This is a genomic window from Pseudoalteromonas sp. Angola-30, from assembly GCF_028599215.1.
Classification (GTDB): Bacteria; Pseudomonadota; Gammaproteobacteria; order Enterobacterales; family Alteromonadaceae; genus Pseudoalteromonas; species Pseudoalteromonas atlantica.
In genome coordinates, this window is the sequence record NZ_JAQREI010000012.1 from 12,836 (window position 1) to 38,399 (window position 25,564).

Here is a 25,564-nt window from a genome sequence, read left to right on the forward strand (position 1 = left end):
ATCAACTCAGAGATTTTTTATGTGAGTCGATGTTATGGACAAAATGGTCTACATTGCAGCCTCTGGCGCTAAGCAAAGCCTACAAGGGCTTGCACTTAAAGCCAATAATTTGGCAAACGCAAACACCACAGGCTTTAAAGCTGACTTTGCGCAAGCGCGCTCTATGCAAGCATTTGGCGAGGGCTTACCAACTCGCGTGTTTTCAATGCAAGAGCGACCAGGTTCTAACATGACCTCTGGCGGTATAATCGAAACAGGGCGAGATTTAGATATTGCCATGAGCGATAACGCCTGGCTTGCCGTTCAAGATGACTCAGGAAATGAGGCATACACAAAAGTAGGTACGCTGAACATTACTGCGCAAGGTATGTTGGTAACAAGTCATGGTCGTCAAGTTATTGGCGAAGGTGGCCCCGTAATTTTACCGGTTCCTATTGAAAAAATAAGCTTTAGTGAAGATGGCGCCATACAGGTTCGCCCGCAAGGCGCACCAGCCAATTTTTTAGAAGAAGTAGACACGCTGCGCGTTGTTGAAGGAAACAGCAGAGAGCTTGAAAAAGGCAACGATGGTTTGTTTAGACCTGTACCAGGGCAAACCGTCGATACCTCTGCAAATGTAAAAGTGTTAAGTGGTGCACTGGAAATGTCTAACGTTAATCCAGTTCACGAAATGGTCGATATGATCAACCACCAACGTCAATTTGAGTTACAAGTAAAACTAATGAAAACAGCTGAAGAGATTGACGAACGTCAAGATCAGTTGATGCGCATAGTTTAACTTTAAAATGAGGGCATACTTATGAATCCTGCATTGTGGATAAGTAAAACAGGGCTAGACGCTCAACAAACTGATATTTCAGTTATTTCAAATAACTTGGCGAATGCCAGTACCGTAGGTTACAAAAAAAGCCGCGCTATTTTTGAAGATTTATTGTATCAAAACATCAACCAACCTGGCGGGCGCTCATCACAAGATACCGAGCTGCCATCTGGCCTAATGCTAGGTGCGGGTGCAAAAGTGGTTGCTAACCAAAAAGAGTTTACGCAAGGTAATATGCTCACTACCGAAAACTCACTCGATTGGATGATCTCAGGCGAAGGCTTTTTTGAAGTGCTGCAACCCGATGGCAATATTGCGTATTCGCGTAATGGGCAATTTACTACCGATGAAGACGGCCGCATTGTTACCTCAGGTGCAGGTTTTGTTGTTCAGCCCGAAATGAATGTACCCGATGATGCGCAATCAATTACAGTCTCTCAAGATGGTGAAGTATCTGTACGCGTTGCAGGGCAAGCCGATAACGTGGTGATTGGCCAGCTAACAATTAGTGACTTTATTAATCCATCGGGTCTTGAGCCAATTGGTCAAAACCTTTACACCGAAACCGCTGTTAGTGGTGCGCCTGTTCAAGGTAATCCAGGCGTAGAAGGCTTAGGAACTATTATTCAAGGCTCGCTTGAGACATCAAACGTTAATGTAACGGAAGAATTGGTAAACCTTATCGAAACTCAACGTGTTTACGAAATGAACTCAAAAGTAATCTCGGCCGTTGACGAAATGATGAGCTACATCAATCAACAGTTATAACCGTGCACAAGGGGATAGTTATGCGTAATGTTATTTTATTTGCAGCAGGCACCTTATTTTTAAGTGGCTGTGTTTCTACGCAAAATAGTGAAGTGGTTCAAGATGACCCCTACTACGCACCCATGTACCCAGAGCCTGTAGCAGAGCCTGTTGTTGCAACGGGTTCGTTGTTTAACACCAATACATTTAATGATTTGTATTCAGACAAAAAAGCACTTAGAACCGGCGATATAATTACCGTTAAGCTTGAAGAGTCAACACAAGCTACAAAAGCCGCTAAAACCGAAACTGACAAAGAAACCGAAGCCAGCCTAGACCCCGTTATTGGGTTAGGTGGATTACCAGTCAATATAGGTGGCGACAGTATTCAGTTTGGCATTGGTAGTGATTCATCATTTACCGGTGACTCTAAATCAAATCAGTCAAACAGCTTAGTGGGCGATATCTCGGTGAATGTTATGCGTGTTTTACCCAATGGTAATTTAGTTATTCGTGGTGAAAAATGGCTAACACTTAACACCGGCGAAGAGTTTATTAGGCTCGAAGGCCTTGTACGTCCGCAAGATGTAAGCGCCGATAACACGGTTGAGTCGAATAGAATTGCCAATGCCCGAATTCAATATTCAGGTAAAGGACAAACACAAGAAGCGCAAAGCCCAGGGTGGTTAACACGTTTCTTTAGTAGCTCGTTATTTCCGTTTTAGAGGATAGTAGTATGAATAGCATTAAAGCGTTTATTTTGATCATACTGCTAGGCTGGCAATTTTCTGCCAGCGCCGAGCGTATAAAAGATGTCTCTATGGTTGAAGGCGTACGTGCCAACCAATTAGTTGGCTATGGTTTAGTGGTGGGACTACCTGGTACAGGAGAGCAAAACTCTTACACGCAACAAAGTTTTAGAGGCATGCTAAACAGTTTTGGTATTACACTGCCTTCGACACAAAGCCCTAAAATTAAAAACGTAGCAGCAGTGGCAGTCCATGCTGAGCTTCCGCCGTTTAGAAAGCCGGGTCAAACAATTGATATTACGGTATCTTCTATTGGCAGTGCAGGCAGTTTACGTGGCGGCACCTTGCTCCAAACTTTCTTAAAAGGGGTGGATGGAAACGTATACGCCATAGCACAAGGTAGCCTAATTGTGGGTGGTTTAGGAGCACAAGGGCTTGATGGCAGTAAAGTGGTCATTAACACCCCGACAGTTGGCCGCGTACCTAACGGAGCCACTGTTGAGCGCGAAGTTAAAAGCCCTTTTATGCAAGGCGACTACATTACTTTTAACTTAAACCGCCCTGACTTTACAACGGCAAAACGTTTAGAAGCAACAATTAACAATTTGGTAGGCCCTAATAGTGCACAAGCTATTGACGCTGCCTCAGTACGCGTTATTGCGCCACGTGATGCATCGCAACGAGTGTCTTATTTATCAACGCTTGAAAACCTAGAGTTTAAGCCTGCTGATACCTCAGCCAAGATTATTGTTAATTCACGTACGGGAACGATTGTCATTGGCAAAAATGTGAAGCTACAGCCTGCGGCAATAACCCATGGCGGCCTAACAGTCACAATTGCTGAACAGCAAAATGTAACGCAGCCTAATCCGTTAGCAGAAGGCGAAACCGTTGTTACACAGCAAAGTATTATTGACGTTAATCAAGATGATTCTCGTGCGTTTGTATTTAACCCCGGCGTTAGCTTAGATGACTTAGTGCGTGCTATAAATGAAGTAGGCGCAGCACCTGGAGACCTAATGGCTATTTTAGAAGCGCTTAAAGAAGCGGGTGCAATTAACGGACAGCTTGTTGTTATTTAATTATTTTTAAGAATGTTTACCCTTCCAAATAAAGCTTAAGTACTCAAAAGGTACTTAAGCTTTTTACTGTTTACTTTTCTTTGGCTCAATTTTTGCATTTCTTAAAGCATTATTTATTTTTGTGTCAAAAAGCTGATGGAAACAAATCACCTCGATAAGCAAAACTTTTTTGATTTAAGTAATCTTAATACTTTACGTCAAGACGCTTTAAACAGCGGTGATGCATCTACTGATGCGTCTAAAGCGGCGCTAAAAAAAGCAGCGGCACAATTTGAAGCTATTTTTACACAAATGCTTCTAAAAGGGATGCGTAAAGCCAACGAAGCATTTGAAGATGAAGACAGCCCGTTTAACTCTAGCGGCGTAAAGTTTTTTGAAGAAATGCACGATCAGCAGCTCTCTTCTGAGCTTTCATCAAATGGGTCTTTGGGTTTGGCTGATTTAATTGTTCAGCAGCTTTCTCCAGAGGCTGAGAACTTTATGCCTGGCTCAGTATTAAGAACTACTAACGACTTTATGAGTGATAAACGCGCAGGCTCTGAACTGCCGCACGAAAAGGTGCACAGTGTAAAGCAAGCAAATAAAGATGACTTAGTAGTCAGCAGTGCGGCAACACAAACTAAAACCACAACACAGCCTACACAGCAGTCGTCATTTGATAATGCTGAAGAGTTTGTTAGTGCAGTGTGGGAGCATGCTAAAACAGCGGCCGAAAAAATTGGTTTAAACCCCGCAGTAATGGTGGCCCAAGCGGCACTTGAGACGGGTTGGGGTAAGCATATTATTAATAAAAGCGACGGGAATAGCTCAAATAACCTGTTCAATATTAAATCAGATAAAAGCTGGGAAGGCGATAAAGCAAGTAAAGTAACGCTTGAATTTGAGCAAGGTACCCCTGTTAAAAAGCAAGCAAGTTTTAGAGCTTACGATTCTATAAAAGAAAGCGTGAACGACTTTGTCGATTTTTTAACGCAAAACCCACGCTACGAAGAAGCATTACAAAAAACAGCACAGCCAAACGAATTTTTAGATTCGCTACAAAAAGCAGGCTATGCAACCGATCCTAATTACGCGAGTAAAATAAAAAAAGTGCTAAATAGCAGTGAGCTTAAAAATATTGCAACAAGCGCGTTTACCCAAGGAGTGAAGTAATATGTCGTTTAGTTTATTAAATATTGCCAGTGCTGGGGTGCGTTCAAGCTCTGAGCTGTTGCAAACGACCAGTAAAAACATCACCAATGTAAATACAGAAGGCTACGTACGTGAGCGCACTGAATTTACCACGATGGTCGATAACCAAGTAGGTCGCGGCGAAACATACAGGTTATTGAACGAGTTTGCCCAGTCGCAGTTAAACCGCGACACGTCAAATAAATCGTTTTTTGATCAGTTTGTAACAGAAGCCAACCGTGTTGATACTATTTTTTCAGAAGAGTCTAATAACTTATCAACGGGCATAAATTCATTATTTAATAACGTGCAAGAGGCGCTAAATCAGCCGTCTTCAACAGTTGCTCGCTCATTAGTAATGACCGATGCGCAAAGCTTAGTTGATCAAATGGATAGGCTTTCGGGTATCGTGCTTGAGCAACAAGGTATAGTAAATGAGCAGCTTGAGATTTTTTCTGAAGAAGCCAACTCACTTATCCAAAATATAAATACGTTAAACCAAGAAATTGCAGTCGTAAATGGCACAAATAACGCCTCTGACGCAAGCTCTATTTATAACCAGCGCGACTTAGCGATTCGTGAATTATCAGAGCTTGTTGATATAGAAACACTTGATGGCCCTAATGGCGAAAAACTCGTCTTTATGGGCAGCGGTGAATCTTTAGTTATGGAAAACGGTACATTTAACTTGTTTTCACTGTCGGGCGACCCCGATCCTAATTTTAAAGAATTGACGCTTGACGTTAATGGCGGCAAAGCTGTGCCGCTAGAAATAGATGCAACTAAATTAAAAGGCAAAATTGGCGGCTTGTTGGCTTTTAGAGACGACATACTCGTGCCTGCACAAAACCAAATTGGCCAAATGGGATTGGCAATTGCAGATGCGTTCAACGAGCAAAATAAATTGGGTATGGATGCTAACGGCGAGCTAGGCGGTGATATATTTAATATACCTACCGTGGGTGCTTATGCATACCAAGCTAATACAGGCGGCGCCAGTTTAACTGCCACGCTTGAGGCTGGTAAAGGCAGTGAACTGCCTGCCAGCGACTTTATTGTTACTTATACCGCTAATGCAAATGAAGTGAGCATTCAGCCTATAGATAATAAAGGGGAGCCGATAGGCAGCGCCTCTTTAGCGACTATACCGCCATCAGGTGTTATCGACTCAGATGACATTACGAGTGGGGAGTCGTTTGGTTTACAAATTGATGTAGCAGGTACTGGTAATACAGGTGATCAGTTTCAAATTAAACTTAACTCTGAGGCGGCAACCAGTATTTCCCTTGCGACAAGCCGCGGTGAAGACTTAGCACTGGCATCGCCTATTCGTACAGCTAACAGTATAGATAATGTAGGTACAGCGACTATTTCAGCCGGAGAAGTAACAAGTGTTACCTCGGGTGGCTTTAACACTACCCCTGGTTTAGCCAATGGCGATATCACGTTAGTTAAAACAGGCACTGCAAACGAATATCAAATTACAGACGCAAATGGCACCACAACCTTTACTATAACGCCACCGGCAGAGGGTATACTGGCTCAGGCTGGTGCACCTTATAGCAACTATGGCTTTGACTTTGACATTGAAGGCACGCCAGCTACCGGAGACACCTTTACCCTTGAATTTAACGAAGGTGGCTTTGACGATAACCGTAATGGTTTAAAACTCGCTGATTTACAAAATGGTGAGTTAGTACGTAAAAATGTAGTGACAACAGCCACTGCCGACAATCACGAAACGTTTAATCAAGCCTATTCAGGGTTAGTGAGTGATATTGGCGTAGTAACCGGCCAAGCCATTACCAGTGCCAGCGCATTTGATGCGTTAGCAGAGCAATCAGAAGCGTGGTATGAGTCGCTCTCAGGTGTGAACCTAGATGAAGAGGCTGCCAATTTACTGCGTTTTCAGCAATCATATTCAGCATCAGCTCAAGTGTTGGCTGCAGCTCAAGAAATTTTTGACACCTTATTAAGTGCAGCGAGGTAATTATGCGTTTATCAAATAACTTAATGTACCAAAACAACATTAATAAAATACTCGATAGCCAACAAAGTGTTGCTAATGCACAAGAGCAAGTAACGACAGGTAAAAAATACTTAACTACCTCAGAAGCACCTGCTGCTATTTCGCAAGGGATGCTTTACTCAAATAAAATACAAACAAATGAGCAGCACGCTAAAAATATTGACCAGTTAAATGGCCGCCTAGAAACTGAAGAAACCATCTTACAAAGTATAAATACTAATATTCAGCAAGCCCAAGAGCTGGCTATTCAAGCGGGCAATGGTGCTTATACTCAAGATGATTTAGAGTCTATCGCTGCTGAGCTGAGTGAAATACAAAAAACACTCGTCAATTTAATGAATACCCGCTCAGAAGACGGTAAGTTTATTTTTTCAGGCTACCAAGATAGCACTCAACCATACCAGTTTGACTCTACAACAGGTGAGTACACCTATAATGGGGATCAAGGCCAGCATGTTATAACCATTGCTGAAGGGGTAAGTATTAAATCAAGCGATAACGGTTTTGATACGTTTGAGAAAAGCGACGCACGACTTGATGTTACTGATAATCAAGCTGCGATCCCGGTAACTACGCCTGCAAATAATATTACAGCAGGCACGGTTTATGTAGATGGCCAAACAGAGTTCGACCGTTTCCACCAAGATAATTACAATGCTGATCCAACCGCAGCGGCAACAGCGAACACGTATAATGTGGTAATAACACCAGGCGCTACCGCCAACGACCCTGATACTTATGAAATTTTGCGTGACGGCGTGTCGCTGAGCCCAGCACAAGTAGGCGAGGTAACGGATGAGCCAATCGATTTTGCAGGCATGAAAATCGAATTTGAAGGCGCAGCACCAGGCCAGCTTGATTTTACTCTCGAAAAGCCGCACAAAGAAAACGTGCTTAATACATTACAATCACTCATTACGGGGTTAAATGATGGCACACTTGAAAACGATGATTTTCAGCAAGTATTAGCCGATGGTGTAGTACAGCTTCAAAATGCAAGTGAGCAAGTTGTGTATACGCAAGCGAGCTTAGGCGGGCGGATGAATGCGGTTGAAAGTGTGAGTGACTCAAATCTTGCGCAAGACATTCAAAACAAAAGTAACCTTTCTGATTTAGTAGAGGTAGACATGGCAGAAGCCATTAGTGAACTCACTAAACAAGAAACCGCACTGCAAGCGTCACAAGCCACGTTTGGCCGTTTAACAAACCTTTCTTTATTTGATTACTTATAAACAGATTATAAGCAGAAATACCTTGCCGCTTTAGTTAATACAAAGCGGCAAAAACCTCCCTCAAAATAGCGGCAATAAATTGTCGTCACTCCAGCTAACCAGATAACTTATTATTAATGTTTAATGTTTTAATAGAAAACACTTTAAAAACATGTGGTTATATTTATTTAAAAGTTGGCACAGTAAATGCTTTTTAATAATTAGAAATTATCGAATAGTGGTTCCTGTTAAAACGTGTTGAACCACACTCTGTTTAAACCTAGGAGATGGTAAAATGGCATTAACAGTAAATACTAATGTGTCGTCATTAAACGCACAACGTAACTTAACAAAATCTGGCGAAGGCCTAGCAACGTCAATGGAGCGTTTGTCATCAGGTATGCGTATTAATAGCGCAAAAGATGATGCGGCGGGCTTACAAATTTCAAACCGTTTAACCTCACAAATAAATGGTTTATCAGTTGCTCAACGTAACGCCAACGATGGCATTTCAATGGCGCAAACCGCTGAAGGCGCAATGAGTGAGTCGACCAACATACTTCAGCGTATGCGTGAACTTGCTCTGCAAGCAGCTAATGGTTCAAACTCAGCAGAAGATAGAGAAGCACTGCAAAAAGAAGTGTCAGCACTTCAGGTTGAGTTAACACGTATTGCAGAAACTACCTCATTTGGTGGTCAACAACTACTAGATGGTAGCTACGGTAGTAAAACTTTCCAAGTAGGCGCTAACGCTAACGAAACAATTAATGTATCACTTTCAAGCGTTGCAGCTGAAAAAATTGGCTCAAACCAATTAAATTTACAAGGTATTGCAAATACAGGTTTTGGTACTGCTGCTGCAGCTGGCGCTACAGCACCTGCAAACTCAGTCGCTACAGGCACATACACGATTTCAGGTCGTGATGATTCAATAATTAATATTGAAGCAGGTACCACAGCAAAAGATGCCGCAGCTAAAATTAACCAAATGACGGGAACGACAGGCGTTTCAGCTCAAGCTCGTACTGAGGCTGTTCTTGATATTGGTGGTGTAGCTACCGTTGCTGATGAAATAGTAAGCTTTGAGCTAAATGGCGAAAAAGTATCATTTGTTGCCACTGCTAACGCAGATAGTGATGAGCAAGCAATGGCTGAAGCGATAAATGCGCGTACAGATGAGCACGGCGTTACAGCTGTAATAGAAAATGGCGTGCTAACTATCTCTAACAACCAAGGTGAAGACGTAGTAATCGAAGATTTTGAAACGACTGATGCTACAGGTACAGCGGTTGCTGCTACTTTAGATGTTACCGCAGCTTCATATGATGGTAACCCAGATACCGCAGTAACACTTACCAGTGGTAGTGGCACAGATTCAACACGAGTAATGGGAAGTATTCAGCTTAATTCTGCTGAGGTATTTACTGCTACTGCAAATGATACATCATTAGCTGCGACTATCAATGAGACCACCAGTAAGCTTGAAAATGCAGCTGATATTGATGTGACTACTCAAAAAGGCTCTCAAGATGCGCTTTCAATAATTGATAATGCCATTGCCAATATTGATGAGCAACGTGCGGGATTAGGTGCGGTACAAAACCGCTTTAGTTTTACAATTAACAACCTTGCAAACATTGAAGAGAATGTAACTGCATCGCGCAGCCGTATTCAAGACACCGATTTTGCTACAGAAACAGCAGAAATGACTAAAAATCAAATACTGCAGCAGGCGGGTACGTCAATTCTTTCGCAAGCGAATCAGGTTCCACAGGCAGCTATTAGCTTATTAGGTGGTTAGTAACAAACGCTATTAATAAAGCTTGTAATAAAAAGCACACCTTTATAGGTGTGCTTTTTATTTTTTTGACGAAAAATAGTAAGATGTACGTGAAAGGAAAACTTTTTTATGGGGTAATTTTTTATTATTCTCTTTAAAATTAGGTGGTTAGGTTTGTTTAATAAATTACTTTAAAAATAAATCAAAATAACGCTAAAGATAAATTTTCTCCTGCCGTTAACTTAACCAGTACAGAGCTTGAACATACAATTGTGACAGCTCTTGGTTAAATCTAAACAGTCACATTACGAAAGTAATCAGGAGTTTTATTATGATTTCAGTAAATACAAATGTATCTTCATTAAACGCTCAGCGTAACTTATCTACTTCAGGCTCTGACCTTGCAACGTCAATGGAACGTTTATCATCAGGTATGCGTATCAACAGCGCAAAAGATGATGCGGCAGGCCTACAAATTTCAAACCGTTTAACTTCACAAGTAAATGGTTTAGCAGTAGCACAACGTAACGCTAACGATGGTATCTCAATGGCACAAACTGCTGAAGGTGCAATGAGTGAGTCTACAAGCATATTACAACGTATGCGTGAACTAGCACTACAATCTGCTAACGGTTCAAACTCTTCAGAAGACCGTGAAGCACTGCAAAAAGAAGTGTCTGCATTACAAGTTGAATTAACACGTATCGCAGAAACAACATCATTTGGTGGTCAGCAATTATTGGATGGTAGTTTTGGTTCTAAGTCTTTTCAAATTGGTGCTAATTCTAATGAAACAATTAACGTGTCACTTTCAAGTGTTGCAGCTAACAAAATTGGTACAAATCAAATAAACCTTCAATCAGCAGCAGCAGGTGGTTTTGGTCAAGCGACTACTGCAGCGGGAACGCTACCAGCAACAAGTGCTGTAGCAGGTAGTACAATTGATATTTCTGGTCGTGAAGATTCAACTGTAAATATTGCAGCTGGCGCAACCGCAAAAGAAGCAGCTGCGGCAATCAATAGTGCGACAAGTACAACAGGCGTTACAGCACAAGCAAGAACAGAAGCAAATTTAAGTTTTAATACAGCAGCTGCGGCCGATGAAACAGTAAGTTTAGATTTAAACGGAGAAAAACTTTCTTTTGTAGCAACAGGTAGTGCTGATGGTGATAACCAAGCTTTGGCTGAGGCAATAAACGCTAAAACAGACGAACACGGTGTTTCAGCTTCTATCGACAACGGTGTGCTGTCTATTTCAAATAACGATGGTGATGATATTACCATTGAGAATGTTACAGATACTGCAGCTACTTCAACGGTTAGCATTGCAGTGACACCTCAAGGTTATGATGGTACTGATGGCATAGCAACAAACTTGGTTGATGGAACTGGCGCTACGCGAATTACTGGCGGCGTACAAGTGAATTCATCTGAAGTATTTACTGTAACACCAAATGATGCGTCTTATGCTCCAGCAGCAGAAACCACAAGTAAACTTGTTGATGTTGATTCAATTGATATTCTGTCTCAAAAAGATTCACAAGATGCACTAGCAATTATCGACAACGCAATTGCTAACATCGATGCTCAGCGAGCTGGTTTAGGTGCGGTTCAAAACCGTTTTGACCACACTATTAGTAACCTTGCTAACATTGAAGAAAACGTATCAGCATCACGTAGCCGTATTCAAGATACAGACTTTGCAACTGAAACAGCAGAGATGACTAAAAACCAAATCTTGCAACAAGCAGGTACGTCAATCTTATCGCAAGCGAATCAGTTACCACAAACAGCACTTAGCTTATTAGGTTAATAAGCAAAACGTTATAGCTTAATGGGTAGCTAGCTAGTACATAAAGTCAGTATTAGTTTTAAAACAAGGAGGTGGCTTTAGCTACCTCCTTTTGTGGTTTAAGGGTATAAATTAAGCTATTGTTAGTTTAATAACTATTCAAGTTCGGCAAAATTTAGGAGGCGTTATGAACACTATTACTTCAAACGCAGAAGTTACGATAGCATCAACATCTTTAACTGGTGAAGATAAACAAGTAGGGCAGTCTGGAGCGACATTGACTCAGCGCGCTGTTGATGACGTAAATAAAACGGATGAACAAGGCTCGCAAAACCAGTTAAACAATCAATATACGCAGCAAAGCTCTGAGGGCAATAGTTCACAAAACCAACAACTTGAGCGTGAACAGCTTGAAAAAGTGGCGCAACAATTGCAGGAGTTTATGGGAGAGATGAGCCGTAGCCTGCAATTTCAAGTTGATGAAGACTCAGGCCGTGACGTTATTAAAATACTTGATAAAACCAGTGGTGATGTCATTAAGCAATACCCTTCGGAAGAAGTGTTAAGCTTAGTGTCAAAGCTTTCTGAAACTGCGGGTATTTTAATCGATCAAACAGTTTAGTCTTCGTATTGTTGATATATTATTAGTTACGTTTTTTTGGGGTTTAAAGAGGTGAAGTATGTCTATTTCGTTTAATGGTTTGGGCTCTGGCTTAGCCGTATCAGATATAGTTGATGCGCTAGTTAATGCTGAGCAAGCCCCTGCTGAAGCTCGTTTAAACACTCAAGAAAGCAATTTAACTACCGACATTTCTGCTGTAGGCGCTCTAAAGTCAGCTTTGGAACAAGTGCAAACAGCAATGGAAGCGTTAGGGGATGCAGATAACTATCAAAAGCGCAGTACGTCAGGCAATGATGATTTTGTCTCTATCAGTGCTGATGAAGACGCCCAACCAGGTAGTTATAATGTAAAAGTTGATGCATTAGCGCAAGCTCATAAATTGTCATCCCCTGCATTTTCGGCCGATGAAGCTATTGGAGCCGGTGTAATTACAATAGGTTCAGGTGAAAACAGTTTTTCTACTGTTTTATCGGCGACCAATACCTTAGAAGATTTACGCGACCAAATTAATAACGGCCCCTTTACGGGCAGCGATAGTAATGACTCGGTTGTGGCGACTATAGTAACCAGTGATGATGGCCAGCATTTAGTACTTACTAGTAAAGAAACTGGTGAAGACAATGCAATTACTATTACCGTACAAGATGACGATGGTAATAATACTGACACTGGTGGGCTTTCACGGTTAGCGTACGATGTTTCTGACGCAGATCCGCTAAACCATACTACAAACCTAACTGAAGTAAACGCTGCGCAAAATGCCCAAATAACGATTGATGGCACATTAACGGTATCAAGCAATACTAATGAGTTTAGTAATGTAATTGATGGCGTGGATATTACTGCTAAAAAATTACACGATGCGGACGACGATATTAGTGATATTTCTGTCACAGAAAACAACAACAATATCCAGTCAGGCTTAAATAACTTTATTTCCAGCTATAACGAATTACTTGAACTTAGTAATAACTTAGGCGCCTCAAGTGAAGATGGCGCTGGTGTAATGGCCGGTGACTCGTTACTTCGTGGAGTAATGGCTAAATTACGAGAGCAGATTACCGACTCTGTGGATTTAGGTAATGGCAATTCATTGTCACTTTCGCAATTAGGGGTAGAGTCGGATCGTTATGGCGTGCTCTCTCTAAATAGTGAAACATTAAATGAAAAGATTGATGAAGATGTCGATTTAGTTCAACAATTTTTTGTAGGTGATGACGAAGACGAGGGCGGTTTTGCGCAGTCTTTTGACGATTTAATGAACTTTTACACTGATACCGACGGTATTATCCAAAATCGTATAGACAGTAAAACAAATCAACTAGAAGATATCGATGATCAGCGTGAAAGCTTAACAAGTAAAATGGAGTCGTTATCTGACAGGTTATACGCTCAATATAACGCGATGGATTTACTAGTCGCGAGCCTTAACTCTACAAGTAGTTATGTGCAAGCGCAGCTTGAAAATATGCCTGGTGTGGTGAGTAACAATTCATAACCAGTAAAATTTGTTAGGCCTATAAAAAAACCGTTTTATAAACGGTTTTTTTTATGCTCAATTAAGTTTAAATAGCGCCGTGCGATACTTAGTTAAACTGATTTGTAGGCAGAGATAGCTTTACCTGTTTTTTTTTGCTTAATTATGGCTTTAGATGATTCATTTTTTACAGCATTTGCTTGTTTGCTAATGTTGTTTATGTTGGTTTGAACTGCCATAAGCTGCTCGGCGTTAGGCGGGTTATCGCTTTCGCACCAGCGCTTAAGCTCACTATTTAAAGTATCCATAATTGGCGTGGCGTCATCAGCTTTGTTGCTTTGCACTAATACTTCAATTTGGCTGAGTAATTGGTTGATGTACTCAGCTTTGCCTATTTGCTCTAAAGCCATTAGTTTATACCTCAGGAATACGCTGATCGACAGGAATGCTATCCCACCCTTCTTTAATTTCTTTAATAATGCCAGCTACCTCAGAAATAATCTCAATGTCATTATCTACATTTGCTTGCACAAGGCGCCTTTGGCAGTAGTCATAAAGTGCTAATAAATTATTTGAAATACTCGGGTCTTGTTCAACTTCTAGGTTTAGCGCATCTTGAAGTGCACCTAGTAGTAAAATACATGCTGAAAGGTTTTCGCCTTTTTTTTCTATTTCTTTTCGCTCAATAAACCCTTTAGTAGCGGCCAAACGACCAATTATGTTACTAAAAATAAGGTTAATTTGCTCATAGGGCGCCATTTCAGCGATGTTGCTGGCACGCACTTGAGAATATTTTTTTAATGAAACATGAGCCATGGGGAAATCCTAAATAAAAATGTGAAATCGTCTATACGAAATAAAAGCAATATTAATGCCAAGCATCTTGCGTTTATTTAGTTATCGGCATCGTTGCTTTCAACTTAAGCTAATTATAGTTTATATTTTTGACCAAAGTAATTTTATGGACTAAGTAAAAAACAAGACATGGCATTAGCTTTAAGTATTAAACAACAAAACAATACTTAAGTTTTAATTATTAAGTATTATTGTTTTATAGCGATGTCTATTTTTTGGCGTTTATGTCAAAAAACCGCCGCTATTACTTGCATCCATACAGATCTCGCTTACAATTTAGCTAATAAAATGAATTAGTGAAATTATGGCTCGCTAACTATGATCTTGATTTTAGATAATAATAATAACCGTGCAATAGGATTACATGCATCACTTACCTTTATTGGGGAAGCTGTGCAGTTGCTTGATGAAAATGACTTTGAAGAAGTATGTAGTAAGTATCAACAGCAAGAATGCATTGTTATTTTAGGCGCATTACAAAGCTTAGATCATGAAGGCTTAATTAAACGCTACCCAACCCTGCCTTTTTTACTCATTGGTGAAACACTCAAGCCATTATTAAGCATTGCTAATGTCGTGGGACTAATTTGTGAGCCGTTTAATCACGAAGTAACCACACAGTTATTACACGACTGCCAACAGTACCAACGTATGCTTCCTGGAAGTCACAAGCATCATAAACCACACAAAACATTTGATGGTTTAGTTGGGGAAACAGACGCAGTTAAAAACGTACGCTTTTTAATTGAGCAAGTGGCTAAAACCGATGCAAACGTGCTTATTTTAGGTGAGTCGGGTACAGGTAAAGAGGTGGTTGCGCGTAACGTCCATTTATTATCTAAACGCAATACTGGGCCGTTTGTACCAGTAAACTGTGGTGCCATACCTGGAGAGTTGCTAGAAAGCGAGTTATTCGGTCACGAAAAAGGGGCGTTTACCGGCGCTATTTCTGCACGTAAAGGGCGCTTTGAATTGGCTCAAGGCGGTACGCTATTTTTAGATGAAATTGGCGATATGCCGCTGCAAATGCAAGTTAAGCTATTGCGGGTATTACAAGAGCGCAGCTACGAGCGTGTAGGTGGCACCAAAGCTATTCAAGCAGATGTACGGGTGATTGCCGCTACTCATCGCAACCTTGAGGAAATGATTGAAAAGGGCAGCTTTAGGGAAGATTTATATTACCGTTTAAATGTGTTTCCTATTGAAAACCCGTCTCTTAATGAGCGTGCAGACGACATACCTTTATTACTTAAAGAGTTAATGCGCCGTGTGAATGAGCAAAGTGGTACGTCGGCTAAATTTACAGAGCGCGCGGTTGAGAGCCTAAAAGAGCATGCTTGGCCTGGTAATATTCGGGAGCTTGCTAATTTAGTGGAGCGCATGGTGATTATGTTCCCTGAAAAAGTAGTGGATGTACCCGATTTACCCAATAAATATCGCTACATCGAGGTAGACGCATACGAGCCAGAGTACCCTGAAGAGCTACTTGAAAAAGATGCCTTTAACGATATTTTTAGCTCAGGTTTTAGCGATTATGATAATGAACCAGAGCCTGAATTTAGCCAACCGGGATCTGGTGTATTACCCGAAGAGGGTATAGAGCTTAAAGATTATTTAGCAGAGCTTGAAATAAGCTTAATTACCCAAGCGTTAGAGCGTTTTGATTACGTTGTTGCGCGCGCCGCAGAAATATTAGGTGTAAGGCGTACAACGCTTGTTGAAAAAATGAAAAAGTACAATCTATCGCGAGATTAGCAGTATGCAAATGGTGAAAGACTTTTCGTTATTTATTATTCATTTTGAGGAATTAATTACGGGCTTTGCCCGTCACGCAAGCAAGCTTCGCGCTATAAGAAAAACGTAAACTTTGGCGGTAGACGCGAAGCTTGCTCGCGTAAAAAGCGCAGCTTTTAATTACTTAATCCCCAAAAAACGAGGCCAAATGATAAACCACAATTAACTCACACGTTACTTCTCTAAAGCGAAGCGTCTCTTACCCTTTTTATGAACAGATCACTTTTATGGTGATAAATCACTTATTCACTAAACGCCTTTATAATTTCTTCTTTTCTAAAACAATCATTACTATGATCGTTAACCATGCCACAGGCCTGCATATGTGCGTATACCGTTGTAGGGCCCAAAAATTTAAAACCTCGTTTTTTTAAATCTTTTGCAAACGCTTTTGACTCCTCGGTAATTGCAGGGGTGTCTTCAACACTATTTAAATCACTAATAATTGGTTTATTGCCCACAAATCGCCATTGGTAATTACTAAAGCTGCCAAATTCTTTTTGAATCTCAATAAACCGCTGAGCATTATTAACGGTGGCAGCAATTTTTAAGCGGTTACGCACTATGCTCTCATCTTGCATTAGCCGTTCTATATCATCGGCTGTAAAGTTAGCCACTTTTTGCACATTAAAATTAGCAAATGCTTTTTTATAGCCTGCGCGCTTTTTTAAAATGGTGTACCAACTTAAGCCCGCTTGCGCCGACTCGAGAGTAATAAATTCAAATAATTTCGTGTCGTCATAAAGGGGGACTCCCCATTCTTCATCATGGTATTTCACATAATCAGGCTTTGTGGCGTCGAGCCATGCACAACGGCATTTATTTTGCTCACTCATTATTATTCCTTTTAGTGTGCGTCATTTTTTTGTTACGTGGTATTGTAAGGTAACTAAATGAAAAATATATAAAATAATATTGGTATAAATTGTGCATTTAGCCCTATATCTACATCATTAAGAGATTTGATTATGGCCCTTGCGAGTGTACTTAAACCACAGTTTATTACTGCAAAACAGTATAACCCATGTTTACTTCAAGAAGAGTACATTGGTGAATTAAGTGATTTAAGACAGCAGGCAAGTTGGCTGTCGCACTTAGTTGATACTATGCCTGCGGGTGTTGTTGTGCTTGATGGCAAAGGGCTTATTGCAAAAGCCAATCAAATCGCGATTGATATGTTAGGCGAGCCGCTCGAAGGTGAGAAGTGGTTTAACATTATTCAACGCTCTTTTCGTCCCCACCAAGATGATGGACATGAAGTGTCACTCAAAGATGGGCGACTTATAAAGCTTGATATTACTGCGCTAGCGCCAGAGCCTGGGCAATTAATATTAATGACAGATTTAACAGAAACGCGCCGTTTGCAAAAGCGCGTAGCCCATATGCAGCGCCTAAGTGCGTTAGGTAAAATGGTGGCATCGCTTGCGCATCAAGTGCGTACACCGCTCTCGGCGGCTATGTTATACGCGGCCAATTTGGGCTCTAAAAAGCTACCAGAGTCATCACGGGATAACTTTCAAACTAAGTTAATGTCGCGTTTAAAAGATTTAGAAACCCAAGTTAACGATATGCTGCTTTTTGCCAAAAGCGGCGAGCAACAAGTGGTTGAACAGGTTTCTATGCAGCAGCTTTTAAACGAGGTAAAACTAGGTGCCGATGCAATGGTGGCCTTAAATAACAGCTCGCTTGTTGTTGAGCTACCAGAGCCAGACATAGAAATTACCGGTAATAAAACCGCGCTGGCCAGTGCTATTCAAAACCTTATTCACAATAGTATTCAAATTATTGGCAGCCAAGCCCAGGTGACATTAAAAGCGCAGCGCGATAGCAGCGAACCCGATACCGTGCGTATTAGCGTATGCGATAACGGCCCTGGTGTAGAGTTGAGCCAAATAGAGAAAATTTTTGAACCGTTTTATACCACAAAAAGCCAAGGTACAGGGCTTGGGCTTGCTGTTGTAAGCTCTGTGGCTAATGCGCATCAAGGACGTGTTGAAGTGGTTAATAATGCCAATGGCGGTGCATGTTTTAGTTTATTGCTGCCTATATGCACGGCTTCAACGCAGGAGAAAACAGCATGAGTAATACAATACTAGTGGTTGAAGATGATGCAGGTTTAAGAGAAGCACTCATAGACACGTTAGAAATGTCGGGTATTGCCTGTGTTGCAGCCGATAGTGCTGAGCAAGCCATGATCCAATTAAAAAAATCTGAGTTTTCATTAGTGGTCAGCGACGTGCAAATGGGCGCGATGAGCGGCCTAGATTTACTTAGAAGCATTAAGCTTAACTACCCAGATCTCCCCGTATTAATGATGACTGCCTATGCAACGATTGATGATGCAGTCGAGGCAATGCGCTTAGGCGCAATTGATTATATGGCTAAACCATTTGCCCCTGAGGTGCTTTTAAATATGGTTAGTCGGTATTTACCCGAAAAGCCAAAAGACACTGACGGCCCAATTGTTGCCGACCCTAGCAGTATTGCGCTTTTAGAGCTGGCGAGCAAAGTGGCGCGCTCAGATGCAAGTGTTATGGTGCTAGGCCCTAGTGGCTCTGGTAAAGAAGTGTTAGCGCGCTACATTCACGATAAATCAAACCGATGCGATGCGCCTTTTGTGGCAATAAACTGTGCGGCTATTCCCGAAAACATGCTTGAAGCCACTTTATTTGGCTACGAAAAAGGCGCGTTTACTGGTGCAATACAGGCATGCCCAGGTAAATTTGAGCAAGCCCAGGGCGGCACCATATTACTTGATGAAATAACCGAAATGGACTTAGGGCTGCAAGCTAAGCTATTAAGGGTATTGCAAGAGCGTGAAGTTGAGCGTTTAGGTGCCCGTAAAACAATTTCACTCGACGTAAGAGTACTCGCAACCAGTAACCGCGACCTAAAAGAAGCCGTTGCAGATAACCAATTTAGAGAAGACTTATATTATCGCTTAAATGTATTCCCCCTAATGTGGCGACCGCTCTGTGAGCGCCCAGGGGATATAATAGTATTGGCTAAGCATTTAATAGAGCGCCATTTAGTTAAAAGTAAAGAGCCGCTAGCAACACTTGATAGTGCCGCTGAGCAAAAATTACTAAGCCATGCATGGCCAGGTAATGTACGCGAGCTTGATAACGTAATTCAACGTGCGCTTATTTTGCGAACGGGCAATGTAATTGGCGAACAGGCTATTTTTATTGAAAACTTAATGCAAGCGCCAATTAACAGTACGCCTAAACAGGAGATAGCGCCTGAACAAGCGAACACTCCCAGTGGCGCGTATTATGATGACAAAATAACGCCTGCAGAGGCGAGTAGCTCTCTGCCTAGTGTTGATACTGGCAGCTATAAAGATGAGCTAAAAGATAAAGAGCATAAAATAATATTAGAGACCCTAGCGCGCTGCCAAGGCAAACGTAAAGATGTTGCCCAAACACTTGGGATCAGTCCGCGTACTTTACGTTATAAACTAGCGCAAATGCGCGATTTAGGTATTTCGCTGCCCGCATAACTTTATCCCTTTCTTCTATATAACCCTAAACTAACCACGCTTAGTTTAGGGTTGTCAAATCTCTGACTCTCAAAAATAATAGTTAACCTCATGTAATTAAAGGTTTATTTTTATGGCACACTTTGTGCTTTATTCCCTTTATGAACGTTAACTGCATTTGCCAGAGAAAATTATGAAAATTCAAAACAGCGCGCTATTTCAAGAAATGCAATCAATGGCTTTAGAAGCAGGCCATACAAATCAAATCAATAAGCTACCTACTCAAGCTCAGCCAACATCGTCTGCTCAATTTGGTGACTTACTAAGTGATGCATTAAACACGGTTAATGGCTTACAACAAGATGCCAAACAAAAAGTAGTGGCTGTTGAAATGGGTGATAGAAGTGTATCGCTTGCTGAGGCAATGATTGCCTCACAAAAATCGTCAGTGGCATTTGAGGCTACAGTACAAGTAAGAAATAAACTTGTTGAGTCATACCAAGAAATTATGAACATGCCTGTTTAAGTAGGTAGTGGAGAATTATTGTGGCGCAATCTAATCAATCAACAGATCTTGCTCTTGCTGGCGGCGGTATTGACCAAAGCGAAGATAACGAGCAACAAGAACAAAAGTCGGGCTACTTAAGCGCCTTAAATGGTGTTGATGTGCTTCGCCAAGTTACCCTTATTATTGCGCTGGCTATTTGTTTAGCTATTGCCATATTTGTGATTATTTGGGCACGTCAGCCAGACATGCGTCCGCTGGGTAAAATGCCAACAGAAGAGCTGATCCAAACCCTTGATTTTTTAGATGCACAAAAAATTGACTACGAACTAGACGGCAACGTAATTTCGGTTGATGAAAGCGAGTATCAAAACATTAAATTGCTGATGGCCCGTGAAGGCCTAGAGCAAGGTCCTACTTCAGGCACCGACATCATAATGCAAGATATGGGCTTTGGTGTTAGCCAACGATTAGAGCGTGAACGCTTAAAACACGGCCGCGAACAACAACTTGCCCGCACCATAGAAGAATTAAACAACGTAACACGCGCTAAAGTTTTATTAGCCATTCCAAAAGAAAACGTATTTGCACGCAGAGAGAAAAAGCCATCAGCCACAGTGGTATTGACTCTTAAGCGCGGCAGAATGCTTGATGGCGAAGAGATTGACTCAGTGGTTGATATGATTGCCTCTGCAGTACAAGGGCTTGAGCCTTCACGTGTTACGGTAACAGATCAAAATGGCCGCTTACTTAATTCAGGCTCACAAGACTCATTAGCAGCACGCTCTCGTAAAGAGTACGACATTGAAAGAAAGCGTGAGCAAGAGTATTTAGAAAAAATAGACAGTATTCTTATTCCTGTAGTCGGCTTGGGTAACTACACGGCGCAAGTTGATTTAAACATGGACTTTAGCTCAGTAGAAGAAACACAAAAGCGCTACAACCCAGACTTACCAGCAGTAAGAAGCGAAACCACATTTGAAGAGAACAACATTGGTGGCTTAGCGGTAGGAATTCCTGGGGCACTGACTAATCAGCCCCCTATGAATTCAACTATTCCAGAAGTGGCAGGTCAAGGCAATGCTGGTACGGCAACGAACCCAAGCCGAGTGCATAAAGAGGCTACACGTAACTTTGAGCTAGACACCACCATTTCGCATAAGCGCCAACAAACAGGGGTTATTCGCAGAATTAGCGTCTCGGTTGCCGTTGATTATGTGCCAAAAGTAGGTGAAAACGGCGAAACAACCATGGCGCCGCGCTCGGTAGAGGCTTTGTCAAATATACGTCGCCTATTACAAGGTGGGGTAGGTTTTGATATGCAACGCGGCGATGCATTAGAGGTGGTAACCGTGCCATTTGTACGCGAAGCAGTTGATTTAGACTTAGAAGTACCGCTGTGGGAGCAGGACTGGTTTATGAAAATCGTCCGCTTAGTACTGGGTGCGCTGGTTATTATTGTGCTTATTATGGCAGTTGTTAAGCCTATGCTTAAACGCTTAATATACCCAGATGATACGCTCGAAGAGTACGATGAAGATGCATTAAGCTCTGGGGTGGATATTGGCGATAGCACGCTAGATATGCTAAATAAAGACTTTGATTCTGCTTCTGTAGGCTTCTCAAGCGATGGTACACTACAGCTGCCAGATTTACATGGCGACGAAGATTTGCTTAAAGCGGTAAGAGCACTTGTAGCGAACGAACCTGAACTCTCATCACAAGTAGTGAAAGCGTGGTTAACAGAAGATGACTGATCAAGAACAAAAACAACTCCCGCCAGCGTTTGATGTTGACAAGTTAGATGGCGTAGATAAAGCCGCAATTCTTTTATTGAGCTTATCTGAAGAAGATGCAGCGCAAATACTTAAACACTTAGAGCCTAAGCAAGTGCAAAAAGTGGGTATGGCAATGGCTGCGCTAGATGACTTGTCACAATCTAAAATAAGCGCAGTTCACAATTTATTTATAGAACAAATACAAAGCTTTAGTACAATTGGCTTCCAGTCAGAAGACTTTATTAAAAAGGCGCTAACCGCCGCATTAGGTGAAGATAAAGCAGCAAGTTTAATAGACCAAATTGTAATGGGCTCGGGCGCTAAAGGCTTAGATTCACTTAAATGGATGGACTCAAAGCAAGTTGCCAATATTATTCGTAATGAGCACCCGCAAATTCAAACTATTGTTTTATCGTATTTAGAGCCTGAGCAATCTGCAGAAATCCTAGCGCAATTTCCTGAAAAAGTGCGCCTAGATTTAACTATGCGTATTGCGAACCTTGAAGAAGTGCAACCTGCAGCATTGCAAGAACTTAACGAGATTATGGAAAAACAATTTGCCGGCCAAGCAGGCGCACAAGCCGCTAAAATGGGTGGCTTAAAAGCCGCGGCAGATATAATGAACTACCTAGATACAAATGTAGAAGGGCAGTTGATGGACTCTATTCGTGAACACGATGAAGAAATGTCTCAGCAAATTCAAGATCTTATGTTTGTGTTTGAAAACCTTATGGATGTGGATGACCGCGGCATTCAAGCCATATTGCGTGAAGTACAGCAAGACGTACTAATGAAAGCAATTAAAGGGACTGACGAAGCGCTTAAAGATAAAATTTTGGGTAATATGTCTAAACGTGCTGCCGAAATGCTTGCCGATGACTTAGAAGCAATGGCACCGGTTAGAATAAGTGAAGTAGAAGCTGCCCAAAAAGAAGTGCTTTCAACAGCAAGGCGTCTATCTGACTCGGGTGAAATTCAGTTAGGCGGCGGCGGTGGAGAGGAGTTCCTATAAGCTATGTCTAAATTAAAAGGTCGCCCTTTACATGCAGATGAAGCTGATGAGCTTTTAAAAAACTGGCCAATACCTGATGTTGCTCCTGATGAGCGCAGTTTTGGCAATCGTTCAACGGCTTTTGGCACACCACTTTCTGATTTGTATAAAAAAGAAGTTGAAGAAGAAGCAGTAGAAGACACTCAGCCGCAAGAGCCTGAACTGCCTTCGTTAACTATGGCTGAGCTTGAGCGCATTAGGCAAGATGCTTATGAGGAAGGCTTAAAGCAAGGGCACGAACAAGGCTACATAGATGGCTTTGAAAAAGGGGTTGGTGAGGGCAAAGAAGCAGGCTATAAAGAAGGCGTAGAGCTTGGTAAAACACAAGGCCAAGAAGACGTTAAGCCGTTAATAGAAGAGCAGTTAACCAGCTTGCGTAGCATAATTGACAACCTCAGCGCTCCGCTTGATAAAGTGGACGAACTGGCAGAAAAGCACTTAGTGCAATTAGCGGTTATGCTGGCAGAAGCTATAACCTATCAAGAAATTAAAACATCGCCCGATGTTATTTTACATACGCTTAAAAAAAGCATAGATGCATTAAATACTGAGCAAGAAAAAGTTCGTGTGCATTTAAACCCAGATGATCTAGAACTGGTAAAGCAAAGCTATGGTGAGCAAACTATTGCAGATAATAATTGGCAGCTAATTGCAGAACCCACACTCGAGCGCGGCGGTTGCGAAGTTAAAACGCCACAATCGTCTTTAGATATGACCCTAAAAACCCGTGTCAAAGAAACGTTGGATAGCTTTTTGCATAATAGCGGTATCTAATCTTTTTTGTGGCGTGTTATGGCAGCTCAACGTGCACCTCTAAGCGAACGCTTAAATCAATACCAACAACATATTGCAGCGTTTAAACCTGCTGTAGCAGGTATTTTAACCCGAGTAGTCGGTTTAACCCTTGAGGCGAAAGGGCTACGTGCGCCTGTAGGCAGCCAATGCAAAATAGAAACTATGTCAGGGTTTGTAGATGCTGAGGTAGTGGGCTTTAGTGAGCAAACCCTTTACTTAATGCCTAATGACCACATTTCCGGTGTGTTACCCGGTGCGCGTGTTATTCCACAAGTAAATGATACCGGCTTGCCCGTTGGTATGAGCCTACTGGGCCGCGTTGTGGATGGCTTAGGCCGCCCGCTTGACGGCCTGGGAAAAATTAACGCCGAACACTATTTAAAGTTTGCACAAAACCCCATAAACCCCCTCGCTAGAAGACCAATTAGCCAACCTATGGACGTAGGTGTACGGGCTATAAACTCAGTTATTACTGTAGGGCAAGGCCAGCGTATGGGTTTGTTTGCAGGCTCTGGTGTTGGTAAGTCAGTACTCTTAGGTATGATGACCCGCGGCAGTGAAGCCGATGTTATTGTGGTTGGCCTAGTGGGTGAGCGTGGCCGTGAGGTAAAAGAATTTATTGAAGAGATACTCGGTGTAGAAGGGCGCAAACGCTCTGTTGTGGTAGCTGCTCCTGCTGATGCATCGCCCCTTATGCGCTTAAAAGGCTGTGAAAGTGCGGTGACCATTGCTGAGTACTTTCGTGATCAAGGTTTAAACGTATTGTTATTGCTTGATTCAGTAACCCGTTACGCCATGGCGCAACGCGAAATAGCGCTAGCGGTTGGCGAACCTCCTGCAACAAAAGGGTATCCGCCTTCTGTATTTGCTAAATTACCGGCGCTGGTGGAGCGAGCGGGTAATGGCGGCGAAGGGCAAGGGTCTATCACTGCGTTTTTTACAGTCCTTAGTGAGGGCGATGATATGCAAGACCCAATAGCCGATGCTGCACGTGCTATTTTAGATGGGCATATTGTACTTTCGCGTGACTTAGCCGATAGCGGTCATTACCCCGCGATAGATATCGAAAAATCAATTTCTCGTGTTATGCCGCAAGTGGTGTCTGAGCCTCATATGCAGCAGGCCCGCGTATTAAAACAAGTGTATTCAATGTATCAGCAAAATAAAGATATGATCACCTTAGGTGCGTATCAAAAAGGGGCTGACCAAATGCTTGATCAAGCAATAAATATGATGCCGCGCGTCAATGCGTTTTTACAGCAAGGTATGCGCGATGTAATAAGTTACGACGATGGTTTACACGGCCTAGCTCAATTACTAGGACAAGCATAATGGCAAAAAATAAGCTCGATTTACTGCTTAAGCTCGAAAACGACAAAGAAGAAAATCTGCGCATGAGCTACTTACAAGCCAATCAAAATTTACAAGCTAACCAACAAAAGCTGCAAGGGTTAAATAACTTTAGATTAGAATACTCTCAGCAATTACATGTGAAAGGAAAGTCCGGATTATCAAGCGCGGGCTTTGGCCAGTACCATGCCTTTATAGCAAAAATTGAAGAAGCGATTCGCCAGCAAGCCAGTACGGTCAATACCGCAAAGCAAGTTGTAACACAGCGTAAAGCTTTGTGGTTAAAGCAGCAGGTAAAAGCAAAAGCTGTGGCAAAATTAATTGAAAAACAAAACCTAAAAGCGGCGGCGCTAATGGCAAAGAGTGAGCAAAAAATGCTGGACGAGTTTTCTGCTAATCAATTTTTTCAGCGCCGTAAAAGTTTATAACTCTGGCGCGTTTATTGCTTTATTGGTAGGTGGTAATTAATTTTGGCA

Annotated in this window: 23 protein-coding genes and 1 pseudogene; 21 read left to right on the forward strand and 3 right to left on the reverse strand. The window is 41.9% G+C overall.

Translation table 11 applies throughout. The features are described 5' to 3' along the window. Window positions 1-34: 34 nt before the first annotated feature. The 12 genes and pseudogenes from PSH54_RS14335 to fliD all read left to right on the forward strand — a co-directional run bounded on the left by PSH54_RS14335 (window position 35) and on the right by fliD (window position 13,500). The gene (locus tag PSH54_RS14335; protein ID WP_004588019.1) at window positions 35-778 is read left to right on the forward strand and encodes a flagellar basal body rod protein FlgF; all 744 of its coding nucleotides are present in this window, start codon (window positions 35-37) and stop codon (window positions 776-778) included. A 21-nt stretch (window positions 779-799) separates the two neighbouring features. Further along, window positions 800-1,588, forward strand: a complete 789-nt coding sequence (flgG, locus tag PSH54_RS14340; RefSeq protein ID WP_004588020.1) for a flagellar basal-body rod protein FlgG — start codon at window positions 800-802, stop codon at window positions 1,586-1,588. Window positions 1,589-1,608: 20 nt separating this feature from the next. Next, window positions 1,609-2,292 (forward strand): flagellar basal body L-ring protein FlgH, encoded by a 684-nt coding sequence (gene flgH, locus PSH54_RS14345; RefSeq protein ID WP_004588021.1) that lies wholly within the window; start codon window positions 1,609-1,611, stop codon window positions 2,290-2,292. Window positions 2,293-2,303: 11 nt separating this feature from the next. Beyond that, entirely contained in the window at window positions 2,304-3,398 is a 1,095-nt protein-coding gene (locus PSH54_RS14350) for a flagellar basal body P-ring protein FlgI (RefSeq protein WP_004588022.1), read from the forward strand. 135 nt (window positions 3,399-3,533) lie between these two features. After that, window positions 3,534-4,550, forward strand: coding sequence for a flagellar assembly peptidoglycan hydrolase FlgJ (gene flgJ, locus PSH54_RS14355; RefSeq protein ID WP_248450542.1), 1,017 nt, complete (start codon window positions 3,534-3,536; stop codon window positions 4,548-4,550). 1 nt (window position 4,551) lies between these two features. Then, a complete protein-coding gene (gene flgK / locus PSH54_RS14360) occupies window positions 4,552-6,558 on the forward strand; it encodes a flagellar hook-associated protein FlgK (RefSeq protein ID WP_273606407.1) in 2,007 nt (668 codons plus the stop codon). Window positions 6,559-6,560: 2 nt separating this feature from the next. Beyond that, window positions 6,561-7,829 (forward strand): flagellar hook-associated protein FlgL, encoded by a 1,269-nt coding sequence (flgL, locus tag PSH54_RS14365; RefSeq protein ID WP_138686018.1) that lies wholly within the window; start codon window positions 6,561-6,563, stop codon window positions 7,827-7,829. Window positions 7,830-8,103: 274 nt separating this feature from the next. Continuing rightward, window positions 8,104-9,609, forward strand: a complete 1,506-nt coding sequence (locus PSH54_RS14370; RefSeq protein WP_064386724.1) for a flagellin — start codon at window positions 8,104-8,106, stop codon at window positions 9,607-9,609. A gap of 310 nt (window positions 9,610-9,919) precedes the next feature. Continuing rightward, window positions 9,920-10,840: pseudogene (locus PSH54_RS20835) on the forward strand (flagellin N-terminal helical domain-containing protein); the annotation flags it as partial. Beyond that, a complete protein-coding gene (locus tag PSH54_RS20840; RefSeq protein WP_420875623.1) occupies window positions 10,820-11,401 on the forward strand; it encodes a flagellin in 582 nt (193 codons plus the stop codon). The pseudogene PSH54_RS20835 and the gene PSH54_RS20840, both read left to right, overlap by 21 nt. A gap of 166 nt (window positions 11,402-11,567) precedes the next feature. Then, window positions 11,568-12,002 carry a flagellar protein FlaG gene (locus tag PSH54_RS14380; RefSeq protein WP_273606408.1) on the forward strand — a complete coding sequence of 145 codons (435 nt, stop codon included), beginning with the start codon at window positions 11,568-11,570 and terminating at the stop codon, window positions 12,000-12,002. A gap of 58 nt (window positions 12,003-12,060) precedes the next feature. Beyond that, the gene (gene fliD / locus PSH54_RS14385; RefSeq protein ID WP_273606409.1) at window positions 12,061-13,500 is read left to right on the forward strand and encodes a flagellar filament capping protein FliD; all 1,440 of its coding nucleotides are present in this window, start codon (window positions 12,061-12,063) and stop codon (window positions 13,498-13,500) included. A 92-nt stretch (window positions 13,501-13,592) separates the two neighbouring features. Here fliD and PSH54_RS14390 read toward each other — a convergent pair whose 3' ends face one another. Both PSH54_RS14390 and fliS read right to left on the reverse strand, forming a co-directional pair. After that, window positions 13,593-13,889 carry a hypothetical protein gene (locus PSH54_RS14390; RefSeq protein WP_273606410.1) on the reverse strand — a complete coding sequence of 99 codons (297 nt, stop codon included), beginning with the start codon at window positions 13,887-13,889 and terminating at the stop codon, window positions 13,593-13,595. Window positions 13,890-13,893: 4 nt separating this feature from the next. Beyond that, a complete protein-coding gene (fliS, locus tag PSH54_RS14395) occupies window positions 13,894-14,295 on the reverse strand; it encodes a flagellar export chaperone FliS (RefSeq protein ID WP_273606411.1) in 402 nt (133 codons plus the stop codon). A 357-nt stretch (window positions 14,296-14,652) separates the two neighbouring features. On the opposite strand from fliS, the gene PSH54_RS14400 reads away from it, so the two are divergent. Then, window positions 14,653-16,089 (forward strand): sigma-54 dependent transcriptional regulator, encoded by a 1,437-nt coding sequence (locus tag PSH54_RS14400; RefSeq protein ID WP_273606412.1) that lies wholly within the window; start codon window positions 14,653-14,655, stop codon window positions 16,087-16,089. A 281-nt stretch (window positions 16,090-16,370) separates the two neighbouring features. Here the strand turns inward: PSH54_RS14400 and PSH54_RS14405 are convergent, their stop codons facing one another. Further along, window positions 16,371-16,964, reverse strand: coding sequence for a DNA-3-methyladenine glycosylase I (locus tag PSH54_RS14405; protein ID WP_273606413.1), 594 nt, complete (start codon window positions 16,962-16,964; stop codon window positions 16,371-16,373). A 132-nt stretch (window positions 16,965-17,096) separates the two neighbouring features. Between PSH54_RS14405 and PSH54_RS14410 the strand changes: the two genes are divergently transcribed. The 8 genes from PSH54_RS14410 to fliJ all read left to right on the forward strand — a co-directional run bounded on the left by PSH54_RS14410 (window position 17,097) and on the right by fliJ (window position 25,516). Beyond that, on the forward strand, window positions 17,097-18,209 hold the full coding sequence (locus tag PSH54_RS14410) for a sensor histidine kinase (protein WP_024032324.1): 1,113 nt from the start codon (window positions 17,097-17,099) through the stop codon (window positions 18,207-18,209). Further along, on the forward strand, window positions 18,206-19,630 hold the full coding sequence (locus PSH54_RS14415; RefSeq protein ID WP_024032323.1) for a sigma-54-dependent transcriptional regulator: 1,425 nt from the start codon (window positions 18,206-18,208) through the stop codon (window positions 19,628-19,630). Before PSH54_RS14410 ends, PSH54_RS14415 begins: the two co-directional genes overlap by 4 nt. Window positions 19,631-19,802: 172 nt before the next feature. Further along, entirely contained in the window at window positions 19,803-20,135 is a 333-nt protein-coding gene (gene fliE / locus PSH54_RS14420; protein ID WP_004588289.1) for a flagellar hook-basal body complex protein FliE, read from the forward strand. Window positions 20,136-20,155: 20 nt separating this feature from the next. Beyond that, window positions 20,156-21,871 carry a flagellar basal-body MS-ring/collar protein FliF gene (gene fliF, locus PSH54_RS14425; RefSeq protein WP_004588290.1) on the forward strand — a complete coding sequence of 572 codons (1,716 nt, stop codon included), beginning with the start codon at window positions 20,156-20,158 and terminating at the stop codon, window positions 21,869-21,871. Beyond that, window positions 21,864-22,904: a flagellar motor switch protein FliG gene (gene fliG, locus PSH54_RS14430; RefSeq protein WP_004588291.1), complete on the forward strand. Its 1,041-nt coding sequence runs from the start codon at window positions 21,864-21,866 to the stop codon at window positions 22,902-22,904. The genes fliF and fliG overlap by 8 nt, the downstream gene beginning before the upstream one ends. Before the next feature lie 3 nt (window positions 22,905-22,907). After that, window positions 22,908-23,717 carry a flagellar assembly protein FliH gene (gene fliH, locus PSH54_RS14435; RefSeq protein ID WP_064386715.1) on the forward strand — a complete coding sequence of 270 codons (810 nt, stop codon included), beginning with the start codon at window positions 22,908-22,910 and terminating at the stop codon, window positions 23,715-23,717. Between the two features lie 18 nt (window positions 23,718-23,735). Beyond that, window positions 23,736-25,070, forward strand: coding sequence for a flagellar protein export ATPase FliI (gene fliI / locus PSH54_RS14440; RefSeq protein WP_054982998.1), 1,335 nt, complete (start codon window positions 23,736-23,738; stop codon window positions 25,068-25,070). Further along, complete coding sequence (fliJ, locus tag PSH54_RS14445; protein ID WP_004588294.1) at window positions 25,070-25,516, forward strand: flagellar export protein FliJ; 447 nt, start codon at window positions 25,070-25,072, stop codon at window positions 25,514-25,516. The genes fliI and fliJ overlap by 1 nt, the downstream gene beginning before the upstream one ends. The last annotated feature ends 48 nt before the right edge of the window (window positions 25,517-25,564 follow it).

Coding starts and splice junctions, on each gene's coding strand:
- PSH54_RS14335 (WP_004588019.1), top strand. CDS start 35: ATGGACAAAATGGTCTACATTGCAGCCTCTGGCGCTAAGCAAAGCCTA.
- flgJ (WP_248450542.1), top strand. CDS start 3,534: ATGGAAACAAATCACCTCGATAAGCAAAACTTTTTTGATTTAAGTAAT.
- flgH (WP_004588021.1), top strand. CDS start 1,609: ATGCGTAATGTTATTTTATTTGCAGCAGGCACCTTATTTTTAAGTGGC.
- fliG (WP_004588291.1), top strand. CDS start 21,864: ATGACTGATCAAGAACAAAAACAACTCCCGCCAGCGTTTGATGTTGAC.
- fliI (WP_054982998.1), top strand. CDS start 23,736: ATGGCAGCTCAACGTGCACCTCTAAGCGAACGCTTAAATCAATACCAA.
- PSH54_RS14415 (WP_024032323.1), top strand. CDS start 18,206: ATGAGTAATACAATACTAGTGGTTGAAGATGATGCAGGTTTAAGAGAA.
- fliE (WP_004588289.1), top strand. CDS start 19,803: ATGAAAATTCAAAACAGCGCGCTATTTCAAGAAATGCAATCAATGGCT.
- flgL (WP_138686018.1), top strand. CDS start 6,561: ATGCGTTTATCAAATAACTTAATGTACCAAAACAACATTAATAAAATA.
- PSH54_RS14400 (WP_273606412.1), top strand. CDS start 14,653: ATGATCTTGATTTTAGATAATAATAATAACCGTGCAATAGGATTACAT.
- PSH54_RS14405 (WP_273606413.1), bottom strand. CDS start 16,964: ATGAGTGAGCAAAATAAATGCCGTTGTGCATGGCTCGACGCCACAAAG.
- PSH54_RS14350 (WP_004588022.1), top strand. CDS start 2,304: ATGAATAGCATTAAAGCGTTTATTTTGATCATACTGCTAGGCTGGCAA.
- fliJ (WP_004588294.1), top strand. CDS start 25,070: ATGGCAAAAAATAAGCTCGATTTACTGCTTAAGCTCGAAAACGACAAA.
- PSH54_RS14370 (WP_064386724.1), top strand. CDS start 8,104: ATGGCATTAACAGTAAATACTAATGTGTCGTCATTAAACGCACAACGT.
- PSH54_RS14380 (WP_273606408.1), top strand. CDS start 11,568: ATGAACACTATTACTTCAAACGCAGAAGTTACGATAGCATCAACATCT.
- fliS (WP_273606411.1), bottom strand. CDS start 14,295: ATGGCTCATGTTTCATTAAAAAAATATTCTCAAGTGCGTGCCAGCAAC.
- flgG (WP_004588020.1), top strand. CDS start 800: ATGAATCCTGCATTGTGGATAAGTAAAACAGGGCTAGACGCTCAACAA.
- PSH54_RS14390 (WP_273606410.1), bottom strand. CDS start 13,889: ATGGCTTTAGAGCAAATAGGCAAAGCTGAGTACATCAACCAATTACTC.
- fliD (WP_273606409.1), top strand. CDS start 12,061: ATGTCTATTTCGTTTAATGGTTTGGGCTCTGGCTTAGCCGTATCAGAT.
- PSH54_RS14410 (WP_024032324.1), top strand. CDS start 17,097: ATGGCCCTTGCGAGTGTACTTAAACCACAGTTTATTACTGCAAAACAG.
- flgK (WP_273606407.1), top strand. CDS start 4,552: ATGTCGTTTAGTTTATTAAATATTGCCAGTGCTGGGGTGCGTTCAAGC.
- fliH (WP_064386715.1), top strand. CDS start 22,908: ATGTCTAAATTAAAAGGTCGCCCTTTACATGCAGATGAAGCTGATGAG.